This window comes from Streptomyces sp. NPDC058665 (genome assembly GCF_042714995.1).
Classification (GTDB): domain Bacteria; phylum Actinomycetota; class Actinomycetes; order Streptomycetales; family Streptomycetaceae; genus Streptomyces.
In genome coordinates this window covers 1-19,918 of record NZ_JBHXRX010000080.1, presented here as the reverse complement: position 1 = coordinate 19,918, position 19,918 = coordinate 1, and the positions used below count along the sequence as shown (strand labels likewise).

Annotated in this window: 15 protein-coding genes; 8 read left to right on the top strand and 7 right to left on the bottom strand. The window is 70.6% G+C overall.

Features of this window, described 5'->3' with window-relative positions; all coding sequences use genetic code 11:
- Nucleotides 1-198: 198 nt before the first annotated feature.
- The 4 genes from ACFWV8_RS33870 (at nucleotide 199) to ACFWV8_RS33855 (ending at nucleotide 7,054) form a co-directional block, all read left to right on the top strand.
- On the top strand, nucleotides 199-1,284 hold the full coding sequence (locus ACFWV8_RS33870) for a S1 family peptidase (protein ID WP_384213324.1): 1,086 nt from the start codon (nucleotides 199-201) through the stop codon (nucleotides 1,282-1,284).
- A gap of 314 nt (nucleotides 1,285-1,598) precedes the next feature.
- Nucleotides 1,599-5,045 (top strand): DNA polymerase III subunit alpha, encoded by a 3,447-nt coding sequence (locus ACFWV8_RS33865; protein ID WP_384213322.1) that lies wholly within the window; start codon nucleotides 1,599-1,601, stop codon nucleotides 5,043-5,045.
- A complete protein-coding gene (locus ACFWV8_RS33860) occupies nucleotides 5,042-6,055 on the top strand; it encodes an ImpB/MucB/SamB family protein (protein ID WP_384213318.1) in 1,014 nt (337 codons plus the stop codon). The genes ACFWV8_RS33865 and ACFWV8_RS33860 overlap by 4 nt, the downstream gene beginning before the upstream one ends.
- A 114-nt stretch (nucleotides 6,056-6,169) precedes the next feature.
- Nucleotides 6,170-7,054 (top strand): esterase/lipase family protein, encoded by an 885-nt coding sequence (locus ACFWV8_RS33855; protein WP_384213316.1) that lies wholly within the window; start codon nucleotides 6,170-6,172, stop codon nucleotides 7,052-7,054.
- Nucleotides 7,055-7,111: 57 nt separating this feature from the next.
- Here ACFWV8_RS33855 and ACFWV8_RS33850 read toward each other — a convergent pair whose 3' ends face one another.
- From ACFWV8_RS33850 to ACFWV8_RS33825, 6 genes are all read right to left on the bottom strand, one after another.
- Nucleotides 7,112-8,152, bottom strand: coding sequence for a lytic polysaccharide monooxygenase (locus ACFWV8_RS33850; RefSeq protein ID WP_384213310.1), 1,041 nt, complete (start codon nucleotides 8,150-8,152; stop codon nucleotides 7,112-7,114).
- 254 nt (nucleotides 8,153-8,406) lie between these two features.
- On the bottom strand, nucleotides 8,407-9,846 hold the full coding sequence (locus ACFWV8_RS33845) for a cellulose binding domain-containing protein (protein WP_384213306.1): 1,440 nt from the start codon (nucleotides 9,844-9,846) through the stop codon (nucleotides 8,407-8,409).
- 80 nt (nucleotides 9,847-9,926) lie between these two features.
- The gene (locus ACFWV8_RS33840; RefSeq protein WP_384213303.1) at nucleotides 9,927-11,495 is read right to left on the bottom strand and encodes a beta-N-acetylhexosaminidase; all 1,569 of its coding nucleotides are present in this window, start codon (nucleotides 11,493-11,495) and stop codon (nucleotides 9,927-9,929) included.
- 115 nt (nucleotides 11,496-11,610) lie between these two features.
- Nucleotides 11,611-12,456: a carbohydrate ABC transporter permease gene (locus ACFWV8_RS33835; protein ID WP_384213300.1), complete on the bottom strand. Its 846-nt coding sequence runs from the start codon at nucleotides 12,454-12,456 to the stop codon at nucleotides 11,611-11,613.
- Nucleotides 12,453-13,379 (bottom strand): carbohydrate ABC transporter permease, encoded by a 927-nt coding sequence (locus tag ACFWV8_RS33830; protein WP_384213297.1) that lies wholly within the window; start codon nucleotides 13,377-13,379, stop codon nucleotides 12,453-12,455. The genes ACFWV8_RS33835 and ACFWV8_RS33830 overlap by 4 nt, the downstream gene beginning before the upstream one ends.
- A gap of 55 nt (nucleotides 13,380-13,434) precedes the next feature.
- Nucleotides 13,435-14,703 carry an extracellular solute-binding protein gene (locus ACFWV8_RS33825; protein ID WP_384213294.1) on the bottom strand — a complete coding sequence of 423 codons (1,269 nt, stop codon included), beginning with the start codon at nucleotides 14,701-14,703 and terminating at the stop codon, nucleotides 13,435-13,437.
- Between the two features lie 286 nt (nucleotides 14,704-14,989).
- On the opposite strand from ACFWV8_RS33825, the gene ACFWV8_RS33820 reads away from it, so the two are divergent.
- Nucleotides 14,990-15,850, top strand: a complete 861-nt coding sequence (locus ACFWV8_RS33820) for a GntR family transcriptional regulator (protein ID WP_384213291.1) — start codon at nucleotides 14,990-14,992, stop codon at nucleotides 15,848-15,850.
- Nucleotides 15,851-16,037: 187 nt separating this feature from the next.
- Here ACFWV8_RS33820 and ACFWV8_RS33815 read toward each other — a convergent pair whose 3' ends face one another.
- Entirely contained in the window at nucleotides 16,038-16,691 is a 654-nt protein-coding gene (locus ACFWV8_RS33815; RefSeq protein WP_384213388.1) for a response regulator, read from the bottom strand.
- 166 nt (nucleotides 16,692-16,857) lie between these two features.
- On the opposite strand from ACFWV8_RS33815, the gene ACFWV8_RS33810 reads away from it, so the two are divergent.
- Genes ACFWV8_RS33810 through ACFWV8_RS33800 form a run of 3 tightly spaced genes read left to right on the top strand, consistent with a single transcriptional unit; the run spans nucleotide 16,858 to nucleotide 19,885 of the window.
- Nucleotides 16,858-17,841, top strand: a complete 984-nt coding sequence (locus ACFWV8_RS33810; protein ID WP_384213288.1) for a Bug family tripartite tricarboxylate transporter substrate binding protein — start codon at nucleotides 16,858-16,860, stop codon at nucleotides 17,839-17,841.
- The gene (locus ACFWV8_RS33805) at nucleotides 17,838-18,377 is read left to right on the top strand and encodes a tripartite tricarboxylate transporter TctB family protein (protein ID WP_384213284.1); all 540 of its coding nucleotides are present in this window, start codon (nucleotides 17,838-17,840) and stop codon (nucleotides 18,375-18,377) included. The genes ACFWV8_RS33810 and ACFWV8_RS33805 overlap by 4 nt, the downstream gene beginning before the upstream one ends.
- A gap of 2 nt (nucleotides 18,378-18,379) precedes the next feature.
- Nucleotides 18,380-19,885, top strand: coding sequence for a tripartite tricarboxylate transporter permease (locus ACFWV8_RS33800; RefSeq protein WP_384213281.1), 1,506 nt, complete (start codon nucleotides 18,380-18,382; stop codon nucleotides 19,883-19,885).
- Nucleotides 19,886-19,918: the final 33 nt, after the last annotated feature.

Here is a 19,918-nt window from a genome sequence, read left to right as displayed (position 1 = left end):
TTGCACCGAGTGTTTACGAATGGAACGGCAACGGTCTGACCTCCCCACGTGAACGGGGCGGGAGGGAAATGAACCCGTCGTGTGCACGTCCGGAAGCCGACCTTGTGTGCTACTGGCGAGTTTAGGAATAGTGGGCGCCTCATCCTCCGTATCACCGCACCCCACATGCGATGACACGGCCCCCACAGGAGGTATCAGTTGAAGCACCGACGCATTTCCAGGAAGCGCGTGGCGATAGCGGGCAGCGCCGTCACCGCCATGGTCGTGGCCGGGATTTCCTTCCAGACTGCGAACGCCAGTGAGGACGCTCCCACGGTGACGGCGAAGACGCTGTCGGCACCCGCGGCCGGAAAGCTCGCATCCACCCTCGTCGGCGACCTCGGCGCCGACGCGGCCGGCTCGTACTACGACAGCAAGACCAAGGCCCTGGTCGTCAACGTCATCGACACGGCGGCGGCCGAGACCGTCCGCGAGGCCGGCGCCAAGGCGAAGGTCGTGACGCACTCCCTCGCCGAGCTGAAGGACGCCCGCGGCTCCCTCACGGGCGAGGCGAGCACCCCCGGTACGGCCGTGGCCGTCGACCCCGTGTCGAACAAGGTCGTCGTCACCGCGGACCGTACGGTCAAGGGCGCCGCGCTGAACAAGCTCACCGAGACCGTGGAGAAGCTCGGCGCCAAGGCCGAACTGAAGCATGCGGCGGGCGAGTTCAAGAAGTTCATCGCCGGTGGCGAGGCCATCCACTCCGGCGGTGGCCGCTGCTCCCTCGGCTTCAACGTGGTCGTCGGCGGCGAGCCGCACTTCATCACCGCGGGCCACTGCGGCACGGCGGGCAGCTCCTGGTCCGACTCCGCCGGCGGCGCCGAGATCGGCTCCATGGTGGACTCGCAGTTCCCGGGCAACGACTTCGCGCTCGTCAAGTACACCGGCTCCGCCGAGCACCCGAGCGAGGTCGACCTGTACGACGGCAGCACGCAGGCCATCGCGCAGGCGGGCGACGCGACCGTCGGCCAGGCGGTCTCGCGCAGCGGCTCCACCACCCAGGTGCACGACGGTGAGGTCACCGCGCTCGACGCCACCGTGGACTACGGAGGCGGCGACGTCGTCGAGGGTCTCATCCAGACCACGGTCTGCGCCGAGCCCGGCGACAGCGGCGGCTCGCTCTTCGCCGGTGACACCGCGCTGGGGCTGACCTCGGGCGGCAGCGGCGACTGCTCCTCGGGCGGCGAGACGTTCTTCCAGCCCGTTCCGGAGGCGCTCTCGGCGTTCGGCGCCGAGATCGGCTGACACCCCGGCCGACCGGCCGGCAGATCGACCGTACGGAAACAAGAAGCCCGGCCCGCCGTCATCGGCGGGCCGGGTTTTTCGGTGTGCGCGTACCCGCTGGGCAGGCCCCGGGAAGCCGCCGTCACCAACTTCGCCCCATGTCCGTGGAAGTGACGGGGTGATAGTGATTCAGCCGCTCGTTCCGGGGTCCCCGGAGTCGCTCTTTTGTTCGAGTCAGGTCGCTGACTAGGGACGATGGGGTTAGAGTATTCGAACGGGCGTGCGATAGATGTATCGGGCGTATGGCTGGAATGGGGTGGAGGCGGAGGTGTGTCATGGGGCATTTCTCCCATCTGCACACCGCGTCCGGCTACTCCGCCCGGTACGGCGCCGCCCACCCCGAACACCTCGTCCGGCGGGCGGCCGAGCGCGGCCAGCCGTCGCTCGCGCTCACCGACCGGGACACGGTCACCGGCGCGGTGCGGTTCGCGCTGGCCGCCGCCGAAGCCGGCGTCCGCCCGATCTTCGGTATCGACCTGGCGGTGGAGGCCCTCGCCCCGCCGCCTCCGGCGCGCCGCCGCCGTACCCCGACCCGTGGTGGCGCCCATGTGATCGAGCCGCCCCTGCGATTCGTCCTGCTCGCGCGGGACCGCGCCGGCTGGGCCCGGCTGTGCCGTATCACCTCGGCCGCCCATGTCGGCGCGCTCGCCGGCACACCGCCGGTGGTGCCGTGGGAAGCGCTCCGGGAGCACGGCGGGCCCGGTCTGATCGTGCTGCTCGGACCGCTCTCGGAGCCGGTACGGGCACTGTCGGCGGGCCGGGAGGACATCGCGACGAAGCTGCTGGCGCCATGGCGGGAGATCTTCGGATCCGGGATCCGGCTGGAGACCGTCCTGCACGAGCGGTCCGGCACCGGGCCGGGCTCACTGCGGCTGGCCGCCCGCACCCTGGCCCTGGCCGACCGCACCGGCACCACCGCCGTCCTCTCCAACGCGGTCCGCTACGCCGACCCGGACCAGCACAGGCTCGCCGATGTCCTGGACGCCGCGCGGCTGCTGAGGCCGGTCGACCGGCGCCGACTGGACGGCGGGCACCGCTGGCTCAAGGACGAGGGAGCGATGGCGGACAACGCACGACGGATCGCCGAATGCGCCGGAGCGGACGACCGGCGGGCACACCGCCTGCTGGCGGACACCGCGGCCACGGCGGCCCTGTGCGCCGTCGACCCCGCGGCGGACCTGAGCCTGGGCACGCCGCGCTTCCCGGAACCGGAGGTGTTCGGCGCGGAGCCCGGCGGCGCGGCGGGGGTGCTGCGCGGGCGGTGCGAGGACGGGCTCGTCCGGCGCGGTCTGGACCGCGACCGCGCCGCGCGCGACCGGCTGGACGAAGAACTCCGCGTGATCTCCACGCTGAACTACGACTCGTACTTCCTCGCGGTCGGCCAGGTCGTGGCCGACATCCGGGAACTGGGCATCCGGGTCGCGGCCCGCGGCTCGGGCGCGGGATCGATGGTCTGCCACGCGCTGGGCATCGCCACGGCCAACCCGCTCGACCACCGGCTGCTGTTCGAACGCTTCCTGAGCGCGCGCAGGGCATCGCTTCCCGACATCGACATCGATGTGGAGTCCGCCAGAAGACTGGAGTGCTACGACGCGATCTTCGACCGGTTCGGCGGCGAACGGGTCGCGGTCACCGCGATGCCCGAGACCTACCGGGCCCGCCGGGCCCTGCGGGACACCGGCCTGGCGCTGGGGATCGCACCGGCGGACGTCGACCGGATCGCCAAGAGCTTCCCGCATCTGCGGGCGTCGGACATCACCGGCGCACTCGCCGAACTGCCCGAACTGCGCGGGCTGGCGGCGGAGGCGGAGCGGTACGGCCCTCTGTGGGAACTCGCCGAGGGCCTCGACTCCCTGGTCCACGGCATGGCCATGCACCCCTGCGGAGTAGTCATCAGCGACGCGACGCTCCTGGACCGGCTGCCGGTGCAGCCCACCCCGCAGGGCAACTACCCGATGGCGATGGCCGCCAAGGAGGAGATCGAGGCGCTGGGCAACATCAAACTGGACGTCCTGGGTGTGCGGATGCAGTCAGCGATGGCCCACGCCGTCGTCGAGATCGAACGAGTGACCGGCGACCGCATCGACCTGGACGACCAGAGCCAGGTGCCGCTCGACGACCCGTTCGCGTTCAAGCTCATCCAGGAGAGCCAGACCCTGGGGCTGTTCCAGCTCGAATCGCCCGGCCAGCAGGATCTGCTGTCCCGGCTCCAGCCCCGTGACCCGCAGGACGTCATCGCCGACATCAGTCTCTTCCGCCCGGGGCCGGTCGCCGGGGGGATGCCGGAGCGCTACATCGCCGCCCGGCACGGCGGCGACCCCGGCTACGCCCATCCGGATCTCGAACCGGTGCTCGCCGACACCTACGGCGTGACCATCTGGCACGAACAGATCATCCAGACGCTGTCGGTGCTGACCGGCTGCGACTACGCGATGGCCGAGATCGCCCGGCGCGCGCTCGGCGACAAGGAGCGGCTGCCCAGGATCAAGGACTGGTTCCACAGCCAGGCCGCCGCCCGGGGTTACGACTCCGGGGTCCGCGACGCGGTGTGGAAGACCGTCGAGGCCTTCGGTGCCTACGGCTTCTGCCGCGCGCACGCGGTCGCATTCGCCGTACCGGCCCTGCAGAGCGCCTGGCTGAAGGCGCACTTCCCGGCGTTCCTGCTGGCCGGGCTGCTCGAACACGACCCCGGTATGTGGCCCAAGCGCGTCCTCGTCGCGGACGCCCGCCGGCGCGGCGTCCCGCTCCTGCCCGTCGACGTCAACCACTCCAGGACGGAGCACACCGTCGAGCGGACCGAGGGAGAGCGGTGGGGCGTACGGCTCGCGCTGTCCGCCGTGCGCGGGATCAGCGAGGAGGAGTACGCCCGGATCGAGGAGGGGCAGCCGTACCATTCGCTGTCGGACTTCTGGCAGCGGGCCCGTCCCAGCAGACCGGTCGCCGAACGCTTCGCGGAGATCGGCGCCCTGAACTCCCTCCACGACGGCGGTCCCACCCGCCGCGATCTGCTGCTCCAGATCGCCGAACTCCACCGGCAGTCCCGCGTCCGGTCCGCCGGCGAGGGACAACTGCCCATCCACACGGACGCGGTCGGCGGGGCCGGGCCGAGCGGACTGCCGGAGATGACAGGACGCGAAGCCCTGAGCGCGGAGCTGAACACGCTCGGCATCGATGTCTCCAAGCATCTGATGGAGCACCACCACCGGCTGCTGCGGGAGATCGGCGCGATCGACGCGGCACATCTGGCGGAGGCTCCCCAGGGCCGGCAGGTCCTGGTCGCCGGAGTACGGGCCTCCACCCAGACCCCGCCGATCGCCAGCGGCAAGCGCGTCATCTTCGTCACCCTGGAGGACGGCTCAGGCCTGGTCGACCTGGCGTTCTTCGAGGACTCCCACCCCGCCTGCGCGCACACCGTCTTCCACAGCGGACTGCTGCTGGTCCGCGGCACCGTACAGGTGCGCGGTACCCGCCGCACCATCGTCGGCAGCATGGTCTGGGACCTGGACGAGATCGCCGCCGCGCGCCGCGACAACGGCCCCGAGGCCGCGCTCGCCCTGCTCGGCGCGAGCCACCCCCAGCCGACCCCCGCCCAGCCCCGGCGGACCCTCGCCAACGGCACCACCGGCGCCCGTCTGCACCCCTACGCCGATCTGCAACCGCCCGGCAGCCGCTCGGCCGACCTGAAGAAGTTCGGCCACACCAGCTCGGGGAGCGCGGGATGACCGCCCGCCCGCGGCACATCGCCCATCTGCATCTGCACTCGCACGCCGCACCGGACGAAGGACGGCACGCGGACGTGACCGATCTGCTGACCGGTATCACCCCCCATGTCCAGACGGTCTCGCCCGACGCCGTCCAGCTCGACCTGACCTCCGCGCTCAGATACTTCGACCGGTCCCCCTACGGCCTGGTCCAGCTGGCGCAGCTGCGGCTGATGGCCCTGTACGGCATCGAAAGCAGCGCCGGGCTCGCGGCCAACCGCATGCTGGCCACCATGGCGGCCGACGCGTCGGCGCCGGGCCGGGCCACCTGGGTACCCGAGGAGGAGGCCGCCGGCTGGCTGCGTTCCCGTCCGGTCACCGGGCTGCCAGGGATCGGCCGCGCCACGGCCACCACACTCGGCAGGTACGGTCTGCACTCGGTCGGCCAGGTCGCCGACACACCCGCGGCCACGTTGCAACGCCTCCTCGGCGCCGGTCCGGCCCGTCTGCTGGCCGAGCGCGCCAGGGGCCACGACCCCCGCCCGGTCGTCCCGCTGGAACCGGCGGCGCATCTGGTGGCCGACCTCGTCCTCGACCGGGACTGCCTCGACCCGGAAGGGCACCACCGGGCCGTCCTCGGGCTCGCCGACCAGATCGGCCAACGCCTGCGCGGCGAGGGCCAGGTCGCCGGCCGACTCGGTCTCACCGTGCGCTACGCCGACCGCAGCTCCACCACACGTACCCGTACGCTCCCGGAGCCGACCGGCCACTCACCCGCGCTCGCGGCGGCTCTTCTCGGTCTGCTGGCCGCGCTCGGGCTCCAGCGCGCGCGGGTCCGCGCCTTCGTGGTCCGTGCCGACGACCTGCTGCCGGCCGCCGACGCTCCCCGCCAACTCTCCCTGGATCCACGCGACGCCCGCGCCCACACGGTGGAGAAGGCCGCGGACCGCGCCCGCCACCGCTTCGGTCCGAGGGCCCTGTATCCCGCTGCCCTGGCCGACGGCCGTCCAACATTTTTTACTGACGCGTAACTTCCCTTCCGGTTACTACCCGTGCGTAACTTGGCATGAGCACAACCGGTGTGGTCCGGGCCACAGCACCGACAGCTGTCCCCCTCTTCCTTTGAGTCGCAAGGAGATCGCTCGATGCTGCCCTGGAAACGCGTGTTCGGACCACTGGCGGCGCTGCTGCTGGCGGTCTCGGCCGCCACCACCGCACCCGCCGTCGCGGCCACCCCCACCGCGAGCCCGACAGCCGTCACCGCCGCCGCGAGCAGCGGCTGGAACGACTTCTCCTGCAAGCCCTCCACCGCCCACCCCCGCCCCGTCGTCCTCGTCCACGGCACCCTCGCCAACTCCGTCGACAACTGGCTCGGTCTCGCCCCGTACTTGGTGAACCGCGGCTACTGCGTCTTCTCCCTCGACTACGGGCAGCTCCCCGGAGTGCCGTTCTTCAACGGCCTCGGCCCCATCGACAAGTCGGCCGGGCAACTGAGCGCGTACGTCGACCGGGTGCTCGCCGCCACGGGCGCGCCGAAGGCCGACATCGTCGGCCACTCGCAGGGCGGCATGATGCCCCGCTACTACCTCAAGTTCCTCGGCGGAGCGCCGAAGGTGAACGCCCTCGTCGGACTCGCGCCCGACAACCACGGCACGACCCTCCTCGGTCTGACGAAGCTCCTGCCGCACTTCCCGGGCGCCGAGGACCTGTTGAACGAGAAGACCCCCGCACTCGCCGACCAGATAGCCGGATCGCCCTTCCTCACCAAGCTCAACGCGGGCGGCGACACCGTGCCCGGGGTCAAGTACACGGTCATCGCGACCCGTTACGACCAGGTGGTCACCCCGTACCAGAGCCAGTTCCTGACCGGGCCCGACGTACGGAACGTCACCCTCCAGGACCTGTGCGCGGTCGACATCTCCGAGCACCTGGCGATCGGGCTGTTCGACCGGATCGCGTTCCACGAGGTGGCCAACGCGCTCGATCCGGGCCGTGCCACGCAGACGACCTGCGCGTCGGTCATCGGCTGAAGTGAAACGACCGCGGGGCTCCGGACCGATAAGGCCCGGAGCCCCGCGTACGCATGGTCAGCGGCCGTGCCGGCCGCCCGCGGGCTGCGCCTTGCGGCGGACCGTACCGAACATCACGGCCGCGCCGGCGGCGAGAATCGCCGCGCCACCCGCCGCGATGTACGGCGTGGTGCTGTCGCCACCGGTCTCGGCGAGGTTCTCCGAACCACCCGCCGGCTGCGGCGCCGCCTCGTCCGCGCCGTTCGCCTCGGGCGCGTTGGCCTCGGGCTCGGCGGCGGGCTCGGCCGCGTCCCCGTAGCCACCGGCGTCCTTCGCGGCGCCCTTCACCTCGGCACCGCCCCCGGCCTCCTCGGGGCTGTCACCGCCGTGCCCGTTGTGGTCGACGGTCGACTTGGACGCGCCCTCCTCGACATCGGCCTCGGAGGGGGCGGACGCCTCGGGAGCGGCGGCCGAACCGCCGTTGTCGGCGCCGAAGACCACGTCGGAGCAGGTGTAGAACGCCTCGGGGCTATCCGAGCGCTGCCAGATCGAGTAGATCAGGTGGCGGCCCGACTTGGCGGGGACGACGCCGTCGAAGACGTAGGCACCGTTCTCCAGCTTCGGGTCGGTGACCTTGGCGAACGGCTTGTCCTCCAGGTCGGACCACTTCAGCGGCTGGCCCGGGTCGTAACCGTCCTTGGTGATGTACAGCTCGAAGGAGCCCTTGTGCGGGGCGGTGGCCTTGTAGTTGAAGGTGCGGTTGCCCGCGGTGAAGGGCGACGACGGCCAGTCGCCGCGCGGCAGGTCGAGCCCCTTGTACTTGTCGCGGCCCGCGGAGCAGAGCTTGCCGTCCGGGATGATCGACTTGTGGTTGCCCGCGGCGTCGGCGATGTTGACCTCGTTCCAGTCGTAGAACGCCTGCGTCCCGCTGGACGCCACCGCCGCCTTGCACGCCGCCGACTGCGGATTCTCCGGTCCCTCGGCGAAACAGGCGGACACCCGGCTGACCGGGTCCGTCATCGATCCGTGGGCCCCGGCCGGCCCGGCGGCCAGCCCCACGAGCGCGAGCGGCGCGACGCCCAGCACGACGATCCCGGCGGTCCTGCGACGAGCGGTCATGGATTCGTTCTCCTTCGGAGCGGCGCGAGCTGGGGGAGCGGAACGGGACGAACTCCCGGCGGCGTGACCTCCGTTGCACACGGCGCCACCGCTGGTCGTCCCGCTCCGGCCCTCAGCAAGCTAGCCCCTCGAAACCCCGGAACGGCCTGCTGGGACGGGGTGAAGGGGATCCTTATGGTCCGCTTAAGACACGGCTAAGAGACCGCTGAGATTGCCCGGACCGGGACCGGCGCGGGACCTCGCACCGGTCCCGGTCAGGTGGCCGGCACCGTGTCCTCGAACGTCGTGCCCGCCGCGCGGTACCCGCTCACCAGCGCGCCCACCTGGGCCGGGCTGAGGACCTGGTCCTTCACATGCAGCACATAGTCCACCTGCTGGTCGTAGGAGCGCGGTGTCGTGCTGCTCTGGCCCTCCAGGTCGATCAGCCACTGGTTGAAGTTGATCGACATCGGCCGCTCCGGCAGATAGGCGGCTCCGTGCGTGCCGAAGTGCTGTCCGTCGACGTAGTACGTGATGGCGTTGTTGTCGATGGTCACCACCAGGTCGTGCCATCCGGCATAGCTCTGCCGGGCCTCGCTGTGCTGGTTGACGGCCTCCCACGGGTCGGGGCGGTAGGTCTCCCACGAGGTGGTGTAGAGGATGTTGGCCGGTTCGCCCCAGCCGCCGTTCGGCAGATACTCGAAGTCGTACTCCGCGTAGTCGTCCGCCATCGGCGCCTTGAGGTCGTTGATGGTGAAGAACGTCTGGACGAGGCGGTCGCCGTCCGGCCCCGACCTGGGCGCGTCGCTGAACTTCACGCGCGCCGCGTACGTCCCGTTGCGGAACTTCATGGAGCGGGTGAGGATCTCCGTCTGCTCCGTGGAGGCGGCCGTCCCGGCGGTCGAAGTCTCCAGATTCATCACCGAGTTGCCGCTCTGACTGGCGAACGTGACGTTCTCCGGTACCCAGTTGGCGCCGGGCACCCCCGGACCGCCGGAGTTCGCGCGCACGTTCCAGCCGTTCGCGGCGATCTTCGGGTCGCTGTGGCCGCTGTAGTTGAAGTCGTCGAACAGGGTGGGGCCCTCGGCGGGGTCGGTCGGCGGATCGGTCGGATCCGTGGGGTCGTCCGGGTCGTTGCCGCCGGGCGCCTCGCCCCACGCCGTCGTACCGCCCACGTGCGCGGTGATCCGGGGCCAGTCGCCGTACGTGGCCCGGTCCCGGCCGAAGGAGTAGTCGTCGCTCTGGCCCAGCGGCTGCCAGTTCGACTGGTGGAAACGCAGTTGCATGTCCCCGGTGTCCGCGCCGGGGGCCAGGGTGCCCGCCCCCGGGGTGAAGGCGATCTCCAGATACCGGTCGGCCGTCGCGGTCGGGTTGGCGAGTGTCCCGAAGGTGCCGGTGATGTTGGCGCAGCCCTTCACCGCCCAGGAGCAGGCGAAGCGGTAGGAGGCGGAGGCGGAATCGGCCTTGAAGTAGTACCGCACCTTGACGTCGCTCAGCTGTACGGCGGCGGTGCCGTTGTTGCGGACCTTCAGCCAGGGTTCGCTCTGGTCGGCCGTCGCCCCGGAAGCGCTCGTGCGGTACTGGACGACGAGCCCGTCGGCCGCCGCCGCGGCGCCGGCGGGCGCGGGCATCGCCGCCAGCGCCGTACAGCTCAGGGCCACGGTGACAGCGGTCGCGGCTGCCGCGCGCACGCGGCTCTTGGCGAGTTTCCTCATGGGGTGTTCCTCTCCGGAACGGTGGTGGGGGAGGGGTTACGGATGGTCGCGCCGTACCTGCGGGGGCGGCCGGGGGACGGTCAGGGGATGGTCATGAGGGAGCGCGGGGTGAGCCTCCGGTAGCGGACGCCGAGCGCGTCCAGCCGTGCGGTGTGCCGACGCAGCCGCTCGACGAAACCGGTCCAGTCGCCGGCGCCGCCGGACCAGGCGCGGTCCGCCAGAGCGCACAGGCGGGGGTAGGTGAGGTACTCGATCCGGTCGGGGGTCTTCACGTACTCGGTCCACAACTGCGCCTGTGTGCCCAGGACTCGGGCGGTCTCTTCGGCGTCCCAGTCGCCCGGCACCGGCTCGTTGCCGTGCACCGCCCGCAGACCGACGGGGTCACCGGGCTGACCGGGTGGCTCGCACGGCGCGGTGGACTGGGCGTAGTCGAGATAGGTGGCCCGGTGATGGGCGGTCACCACCTGGTGGCCGCGCCGGGCGGCGGCCAGCGCGTGCGCCGGATCACGCCAGGTCATCACCGTGAAGTCCAGGGGCAGTTCGGTCCCCGTCTCGGCCCAGCCGACGGGTCTGCGGCCCCGCTCCACCAGGAACGCGCCGATCCGGCCCATGAACCAGCCGTGCAGCGCCGCCGGTCCCGTGAGCCCTTCGGCCGCCGCGCGGGCACGCGCCGCCGGACTGTGCTCCCACTCGGTGGTCGGGCACTCCTCGCCGCCGATGTGGATGTACGGGGACGGGAAGACGTCCATGACCTCGTCGAGCACCGCCCGGCAGAAGTCGATGGCCTGGTCGTGGACGCCGAGCACGGTGTCGCAGACACCCCAGCGGGTCCAGACGTCGAGGTTCCGCTCAGGGTGGTTGCCGAGTTCGGGGTAGGCGGCGAGGGCCGCGCGCACATGGCCGGGCATCTCGATCTCCGGCACGACGCTCACCCCGCGGTCGGCCGCGTAGCTCACCAGGGCCCGCAACTCCTCCTTGGTGTACGTCCCCGAGTGCGGGACGCCGTCGAAGCGGTCGCCCCCATGGCCCGGGGGCCAGGTCATCGACTCGCTCCGCCGGCCGCCCACCGAGGTCAGCCGGGGGTAGGCGTCGACCGGCATGCGCCAGCCCTGGTCGTCCGTGAGATGGAGGTGGAGGGTGTTGAGTTTGTGGAACGCGAGCAGGTCCACGTATCTGCGCAGATAGGAGACGGGCTGGAAATGCCGGGCGACATCGAGCATCGCCCCGCGCCAGGGGTGTCTGGGCACATCGGTGATCTCGACGCAGGGCAGCTCCCAGGAGCCGCCCCGTACCCGGCCCGACAGGGCCTCGGCGGGAAGCAGTTGACGGATCGTCTGGACTCCGCGCAGCAGGCCGGTGGGCTGTGCGGCACGCAGCGTCAGCGCCTGCGGAGAGACGGTGATCCCGTACCCCTCCTCGCCGAGGCCGTTGAGGGCCGGGGCGAGCGCCAGCACGATCCGGCCGTCGGACGAGGGGGCGAGCGGCAGTCCGGTGGCCGGTGTGAGCAGGGTGCGCAGGAGATCCGACGCCGCGCGCGTGCCGGGCGGGGACTGGACGGAGGCGTCCTGGCCGAGGGTGAAACGGCCGGGGCGGGGTGCGACCTTGTGGGGCCGGGGGACGAGGGCGGGTTCGGGGTGTGACGCTGACACGGCGGTGGCCTCCGGGAGTTCGGATCTCGGACGGTTCGCGGGCCTTCTTCGCGGGCCTTTCTCGGGGTGCTTCGTCGCGCGCTTTCTCCATGGGACTTCGGGGGCCCTCGCCGGGTCAGCCCTTGACGGCGCCGGCCGCGAAGCCGGAGGTGACATGGCGCTGGAGCAGCAGGAAGATCACCAGCGCGGGCAGGGCGAAGAGTGTCGACGCGGCCATGGTGGCGCCCCAGTCGGTGCCGAACGTGTTCTGGAAGGACGACAGCCAGACCGGCAGGGTGCGGTTGTCCTGCTCCTTGATGATCAGGAAGTTCGCGTAGGCGAACTCGTTCCACGCGGTGATGAAGCCGAAGAGCGAGGTCGCCATCAGACCGGGCATGAGCAGGGGCAGGGCCACCCGCCGGAAGGCGCCGGTCCGGGTGCAGCCGTCGACCTGCGCCGCCTCCTCCAGCTCGGGCGGAATGGTCCCGATGAAGCCCCGGAGCACCACGATCGTGAACGGCAGCGTGATCATGAAGTAGACGAGAGTGAGGGTCGGCAGCCGGTCGAGCATGTTCGTGTCGCGGGAGATGATGTAGATGGGGATGATCAGCGATTCCCAGGGCGCCATCTGGGCGATGAAGACCATGAGCATGAACTGCCGCCGGCCCTGCCAGCGCATCCGCGCGACGGCGTACGCGGCCCCGAGCGCCACCAGCAGCGACAGCAGCACCGCCCCCACTGTGACCAGAACGCTGTTGCGCCAGAAGAGTTCGAAGCCGTCGGCCTGTACGGCCCTGCGGAAGTGGTCCAGCGTCCAGGTGCGCGGGACCAGCCGGGGCTCGGCCGACTGGATGTCGCGGGACGGTTTGAAGGCGGTCGAGATCATCCAGTACACGGGGAACAGAGAGATCACGACCGTCACCACGGCGGCGGCGTTCAGCGGTATCCGGCGGACTCGGGGGCGCCGCGACGGCGGTGTCATTGGAGTTCGTCCTCCTGACGGAGCATCTGACGGAAGTAGAGGACGAGTACGCCGGACATCAGGACCACGGTGAGCATCGACGCCGCGGAGCCCAGGTCGTAACGCTGGCTGGAGAGCGCGGTCTGGACCGCGTACACGGGCAGGATCGTCGTGGCGTCGCCCGGCCCGCCGCGGGTCATCACCCAGATCTGGACGAACGCCTTGAACGTCCAGATCACCTCCAGCGAGAACACCAGCATGAAGATCGGCCGGAGCATCGGGAACGTGACCGAGCGGAAGATCCGGGAGCCCGAAGCCCCGTCCAGCCGGGCCGACTCGTACAGCTCGGTGGGGACGGTGGTCAGCCCCGAGTAGAGGGTGATCGCGGCGAACGGCACGGACTGCCAGACGATCAGTACGACGAGGATCGCGAAGGCGGCGTTGCCGTCGGCGAACCACGGGTAGCGGTCGAACGATTCGAAGCCCAGTGCGACCAGGGACCGGTTGACGATGCCGAACTCGGAGTGGAACAGCCACTGGAACACGGTGGTGGCCGCCACCACCGGCATCGCCCAGGCGAGCACCAGCGCGCTGAGCACCACCGTGCGGCCCGCCTTCGCCAGCCGTTCGGTCATCAGCGCGACCAGGGTGGAGATCACCATGATCAGGACGACGCTGACGGCCATGAAGAGGAAGGTGCGGCCGGTCACCTCCCAGAACCGCGGGTCGGACAGCAGCGTGCGGTAGTTCCGCGCTCCCACGAACTCCGCGTCCCCGGCGATCAGTTGGCGGAGCCCGAAGTCCTGGAAGGAGATCAGCACGGCCCGCAGCAGCGGGTAGACGAGCAGATACAGCATGCCGCCGATGGCGGGTGCGATCAGGGCGTACGGCCAGAGGCTGTGCGCGGGGGCGCGTGGGGTGGTCCCTTCACGGATGACCGGCACGGCATGTCCCCTCTCGGTGGAACCCACGGGCGGCGAGGAGCCAGGAGCCGGGGAGTCAGGAGTTGGCGTTCATGGCCCTGGTGATGTCCCGCGACGCCTTCGCGGCCTCCTTCGCCGCGTCGCCGCCGACGAGGACCGCGGTCATGTAGTCCTTGATCGGGTTCTCGGCCTCCACGGCGGCCCAGCCGGGGGTGTTGGGCGTCGCGTGCCCGTTCGCCGCCCCGACGGCCATCGCGGCGGCGCCCGGATCCGCCGCCACGGCCGGTGCCAGCGTGGTCCGGTTCGGCACATAGCTCATGGCCACCGCGAGCTTCTTCTGCCAGGTGTCGCCCGTCAGCTCCTTGACGAACGTCAGCGCCTCGTCGGGGTGGCCGGCCGCGGCGGGGACCACCAGATCGGAGCCGCCGGTGAAGACGGCGCCAGGGGTGGCGGCGGTCTTGCCGGGAATCGGGAAGAAGCCCAGCTTGCCCTTGAGCCCGGGGTTGTTCTCGATGACGACGTTGGCCCCGCCCGGGGTGGAGATGAGCTGTGCCACCTGCCCCTTCGCCATCACCTCGGCCTGCGGCGGGTCGTCCTCGTCGGCGTCCTTGGGGCCCTTGCCCAGCGCCTGGAGCCTCTCGTAGAAGGCCATGCCGCGCAGCGCCTCCGGGGTGTCCAGCGCGCCCTTCCACCCGTCGCCGGATTCGGTGGCGAGGTCGCCGCCCTCGTCCCAGATGAAGCCGCCCAGGGCGTACCACAGCTGGCCGGGCAGATAAATGCCCTGCGTATCACCCGTGTTGAGCTTCGTGGTCGCGTCGATCCACTGCTCGCGGGTCTTGATCGCGGCGGCGTCGACGCCCGCCTTCTTGAACAGGTCGGTGCGGTAGATGACGACCCGGTTGGCCGCGTAGTACGGGATGCCGTACTGCTTCCCCTCGTACGAGCCCGGCTCGGCGAGGCCCTTGAGCCAGTCCTCGCCCTTCAACTCCGCCTTGCTGTCGCTGAGGTCGAGCAGTCCGCCGCTCGCCGCGAACTGGGCGACCTGGGTGTTGCCCACCTCGATCACATCGGGCGCGTCGTTGCTGGCGAGGGCGGCGGTGATCTTCTGGCCGATGCCGTCCCACTCCTGGATCTGGACCTTGGCCCTGATCTTCGGGTGCTCGGACTCGAAGCCCTTGACGAACTCCTTCTGGAACGCGGCCGAGACGCTGTCACGCATCAGCCAGACGTCGACCGTCGTCCGTCCGTCGCCGCTCTCGTCGGCGGAGTCGGAGGACGTACTGCAGGCACTGAGTACGGCGGCCGTGACCAGCACGGAACCACCGGCGAGCAAGCGGTACTTCACGATTCACCTCGGAGAGAGCAGGACCTGACCACCTGACCAGTGGGGGCCCACTGGTCAGCTCACCTCTTGATGCTGGATGAAGGTGGCATAGACCAATAAGGCCGTCAACCCCTTGCGATGCAAGGGGTATTGATGATCTCTTCGGGGATCGAGGCGCTTTCGCTCTCCCGGAGGGCGGTTACACTTGACCTGACCAGTGGTGGAGTTGAGGCACTGGTATGCCGAACTGGTAAGTTTGGTAGGACTGTTCGAGCAGGACGGGCGTCCGGAGGGGGACGACAACACCATGGATGTCGAGGTACCCGGGACGGTGCTCAAACGGGAGCGGGCCCGTGACGCAGTCCTGGAGCTGATCGAGTCGCGCAGCCCCGGGGACGCCATCCCGTCCGAACGCGCCCTGTGCGCGCTGCTCGAAGTCTCCCGACCCACCGTGCGCTCGGCGATCGACGAACTGGTGGCCGCAGGTCTGCTGGTCCGCGAGCACGGCCGCGGCATGTTCGTCGCCCCCGCGAAGATCACCCAGGAGCTGGTCTCCGCCGACCTCACCCTGACCGTGCCGCAGGCGGCCGGGACATGGTCGAGCCGGCTGCTGGAGTTCACCACGCACCAGGCAGGCGCCCGCGTCGGCCGCAAGCTCCGTATGTCACCCGCCGAGGACATCCTCTACGTCGCCCGGCTGCGGCTGGTCGACGGCGCCCCGATGGCGATCGAGCATCTGCACCTGCGGGCCGCGCTCGCCCCGGGCCTCTCGGCCCGGGAACTGGAGAGCGGCGATCTCTACGACCATCTGCGAGACACCCACGGGGTCCATGTCCACGAGGCCGTACAGGCCATCGAGCCGACCGTCGTCACCCGCGCGGAGGCGGAGTTCCTCGACGTCCCCGAACTCTCCCCGGCGCTGCTCTTCGAGCGGCTGACCTCGGACACCACCGGCCGGCCCGTGGAGTACGTCCACTCGCTGTACCGGGGCGACCGCTACCGCATCGTCTCCCGGCTCACGCTGGGCCCGGCGGCGTCATCGGCCACGGCATCATCGTCGGCGGCGGCCGACGGGGACGGGCACCATCCCGGCATCCCGCCGGGCGACTTCGGCCACGGCGACGCCGTCACGTCCTCGACCCGGGGGGACATCCAGTCCGGCGCGTGAACGGCGGGCCCTGGGCCGTGTCTGACAAATCCCGCCTGGCGCGTGACGCCCGGCACGCGCGCTCGCCGCGTTGTCGGAGTCATCCAAGTACGTCCAGTACGAGGCCGATCCTCCGCCTTGCGATCGCACGCACCGGACGCCACGCGCCCCGCCCTGCGGGCGGACGGCGCCATTTGTCAGACACGCCCTAGCCCACCCAGCGGTAGCGCCGCTCCGGGCGCCCCGTCCCGCCGTACCGGAGCGTCACCTCCGCGCGGCCCGTGTCGGCGAAGTACTCCAGATAACGCCGCGCGCTCACCCGCGACAGGGCTCCCTCGTCCGCGCACTGCGTCGCCGACAGCCCCTCCTCGTGCCGGCGCAGCGTCCGCTCGACCAGCTCCGCCGTGTGCGCGGCCAGCCCCTTCGGCAGCTCACGGGAGCCCGGCGGGCGCGTACCGAAGATCTGGTCCACGTCCTCCTGGCGCGCCTCGCCCAGCCGGTCGAGCCGCGTCCGCAGCGACGCCACGTGCCGCAGCTGCTCCTGGAGAGCCGACCGGCTGAACGGCTTGATCAGATAGTGCAGCGCCCCCGCCCGCAGCGCCGCGCGGATGACGCCCGCGTCCCGCGCCGCCGTGATGAACAGGGCGTCCACGCTCGTACGCGCCGCGTCCCGCTCCTCCGCCGCCCGCAGCTCACGCAGCACGGCGATCCCGTCCATGTCGGGCAGATAGATGTCGAGAAGCACCAGGTCGGGCCGGTGGTGCTCGGCCGCGCGCAGCGCTTCGGCGCCGCTGTGCGCCACAGCGACGACCTCAAACCCGTCCATCGCGGACACATAGCGGCCGTGCAGCTTCGCGACCATGAAGTCGTCGTCCACCACCAGCACCTTTGTCACGCCGTCACGCTAGGCCGCGACCGCAACGACCACAACGTCCGTTGATTCCGGAAGAGAGACAGCTTCTTAACGCGAAGGCAACATGTGGGCCATCTCACTGCCCCGCGACTTGCTCTCCCGAAAGGCGGCACCCGTGCGTTTCCGCACTCCCCTCGCCCTCCTCGGGGCCGCGCTGCTGGTGCTGGTGGGTCCGCCGCTGCTTTCCGTGGGCAGTGGCGGCGACACCGGTACCCAGATACCCGGCCTGCGCTTCATGGTCCCCAACACGCCCGGCGGCGGTTACGACATCACCGCCCGCACCATGGCCAAGAACGCCGAGGACGCCGAACTCAACCACAACATCGAGGTCTTCAACCTGCCGGGCGCCGGCGGCACCGTCGGTCTCGCCCGCGCCGTGAGCGAACACGGCAACGGCAAGCTCGCTGTCTCCATGGGCCTCGGCGTCGTCGGCGCCGTACGCACCAACAACTCGCACGAGACCCTCGCCGACACGACGCCGATCGCCCGCGTCAGCGAGGAGACCGACATCGTCGTCGTCAGCAAGAACTCCCCGTACAAGACGATCGACGACCTGCTCACCGCGTGGAAGAAGGCTCCGGCCAAACTGCCAGTCGGCGGCGGCTCCTCACCCGGCGGACCCGACCACCTCGCGCCCATGCTGATGGCACGTGCCGCCGGGATCGCGCCCAAGACCGTCAACTACATCCCCTTCGACGGCGGCGGCGAACTCCTCGCCTCCATCCTCGGTAACAAGGTCGCCTTCGGCGTCTCCGGACTCGGTGAGTACCGCGACCAGATCGAGGCGGGCGAACTGCGCCTGCTGGCCGTCACCGGCCCCGAGCGGACCCCCGGCATGGACGCGCCCACCCTGCGCGAGGCGGGCCTCGACACCGACTTCACCAACTGGCGCGGAGTGGTCGCGCCCCCCGGTCTCTCCGACGCCGAACGCGACAAGCTCATCCGCTTCTTCGAGGAGCTGCACGCCTCTCCTCAGTGGAAGGACTCGCTCAAGAAGAACAACTGGGACGACGCCTTCCTCACCGGTGAGGAATTCGGCGACTTCCTCGCCGCCGAGGACAAGCGCGTGGAATCCGTCCTGAAGGAGCTCGGACTGTGACCACCCAAGCGAACACTCCTCCCAAGGAGGAGACCCCCGGGTCCCGCGGCTGGCTGCGCGACCACTCCGAACTCGGCGTCGGCCTGATGCTGCTCGTCCTCGGGATCCTCGTCCTCACCGACGCCCTGACCATGGACGTCGACATCACCCAGCGCGGCCCGGTCGGCCCCAAGACCGTGCCGATCGTCGTCGGCATCGGTCTGCTCGTCGTCTCCGTCCTCCTCAGCCTCGACGTCCTGCGCGGCGGCCGGGGCGAGGCCGAGGGCGGCGAGGACATCGACCTGAGCGAACCGAGCGACTGGCGGACCGTGCTGCTGCTCGCCGGGGTCTTCCTCGGCAACGCCGTACTCATCGGCCCCCTCGGCTTCCCCATATCCGGGGCGCTGCTCTTCTGGGGCTCGGCGTACGCGCTCGGCAGCCGCCATCTCCAGCGCGACCCGCTCATCGCCGCGGGCCTCTCCCTCGTCACCTACTTCATCTTCAACAACCTCCTCGGCGTCCCCCTCCCCGGCGGCCCCCTGATGGGAGTGATCTGACCGTGGACTCCCTCAACTCCCTGATCGACGGCTTCGGTACGGCGCTCACACCGATCAATCTGCTCTGGGCCGCGATCGGTGTGCTGCTCGGCACCGCGATCGGCGTCCTGCCCGGCATCGGCCCCGCGATGGCGGTCGCCCTGCTGCTTCCCGTCACCTACGGCCTGGAGCCGACCGGCGCGTTCATCATGTTCGCGGGTATCTACTACGGCGCCATGTTCGGCGGCTCCACCACCTCGATCCTGCTCAACACCCCGGGTGAGAGCGCGGCGGTCGTCGCCGCCATCGAGGGCAACCCGATGGCCAAGGCGGGACGCGGCGCGCAGGCGCTCGCCGCCGCGGCCGGCGGTCACTTCGTCGGCGGCATGATCGGCACGATCCTGCTGGTCGTCCTCGCACCGACCGTCGCCTCCCTCGCCGTCGACATCGGCGCCCCCGACTACTTCGCCATCATGGTGCTGGCCTTCATCGCCGTCACCTCGGTCCTCGGCTCCTCCCGGATCCGCGGGCTCGCCTCGCTGCTCATCGGCCTCACCATCGGACTGGTGGGCCTGGACCAGATGACCGGTCAGCAGCGCCTCACCTTCGGTTCGCTCCAACTCGCGGACGGGATCGACGTGGTGATCGTCGCCGTCGGTCTCTTCGCGATCGGCGAGGCCCTGTGGGTCGCCGCGCATCTACGGCGCTCCAGCGGCGAACCGGTCCCCGTCGGCCGCCCCTGGCTGGGCAAGGACGACGTACGGCGCACCTGGAGGCCATGGCTGCGCGGGCCGGTCATCGGCTTCCCGTTCGGCGCGATCCCGGCCGGCGGTGCGGAGATCCCGACGTTCCTCAGTTACGTCACCGAGAAGCGGCTGTCCAAGCACAAGAAGGAGTTCGGCAAGGGCGCCATCGAGGGCGTCGCGGGACCCGAGTCGGCCGCGTCCGCGTCGGCCGCCGGAACGCTCGTGTCGATGCTGACCCTCGGTCTGCCGACGACCGCGGTCGCCGCCGTGATGCTGGCCGCGTTCCAGCAGTACGGCATCCAGCCGGGACCGCTGCTGTTCGAGCGGGAGTCGGAGCTGGTGTGGGGGCTGATCGCCTCGCTGTTCGTCGGCATGGTGCTGCTGCTGGCCCTGAACCTGCCGCTCGCCCCGGTGTGGGTGAAGCTGCTGCGCATCCCGCGTCCCTACCTCTACGCGGGCATCCTCTTCTTCGCCGCCGTCGGCGCGTACGCGGTCGGCGGGGAGGCCCTCGACCTGGTGATCCTGCTGATCATCGGACTGATCGGGTTCGGCATGCGGCGCTACGGGCTGCCGGTGCTGCCGGCCGTCATCGGTGTCATCCTCGGCCCGGCCGCCGAGCAACAGCTGCGCAGGGCGCTCCAGATCAGCGACGGAAGCGCCACCGGCCTGGTGGACACGCCCTTCTCGGTGGCCGTCTACGCCGTCGTCGTACTGATCATCTGCTGGCCGCTGGTGCGCAAGGTACTGACGGGGCGCCGGAAGGAGACCAAGATCTCGGCGTAACAGGGCCACCCGGCCGCGGGACCGGCTGTCAGC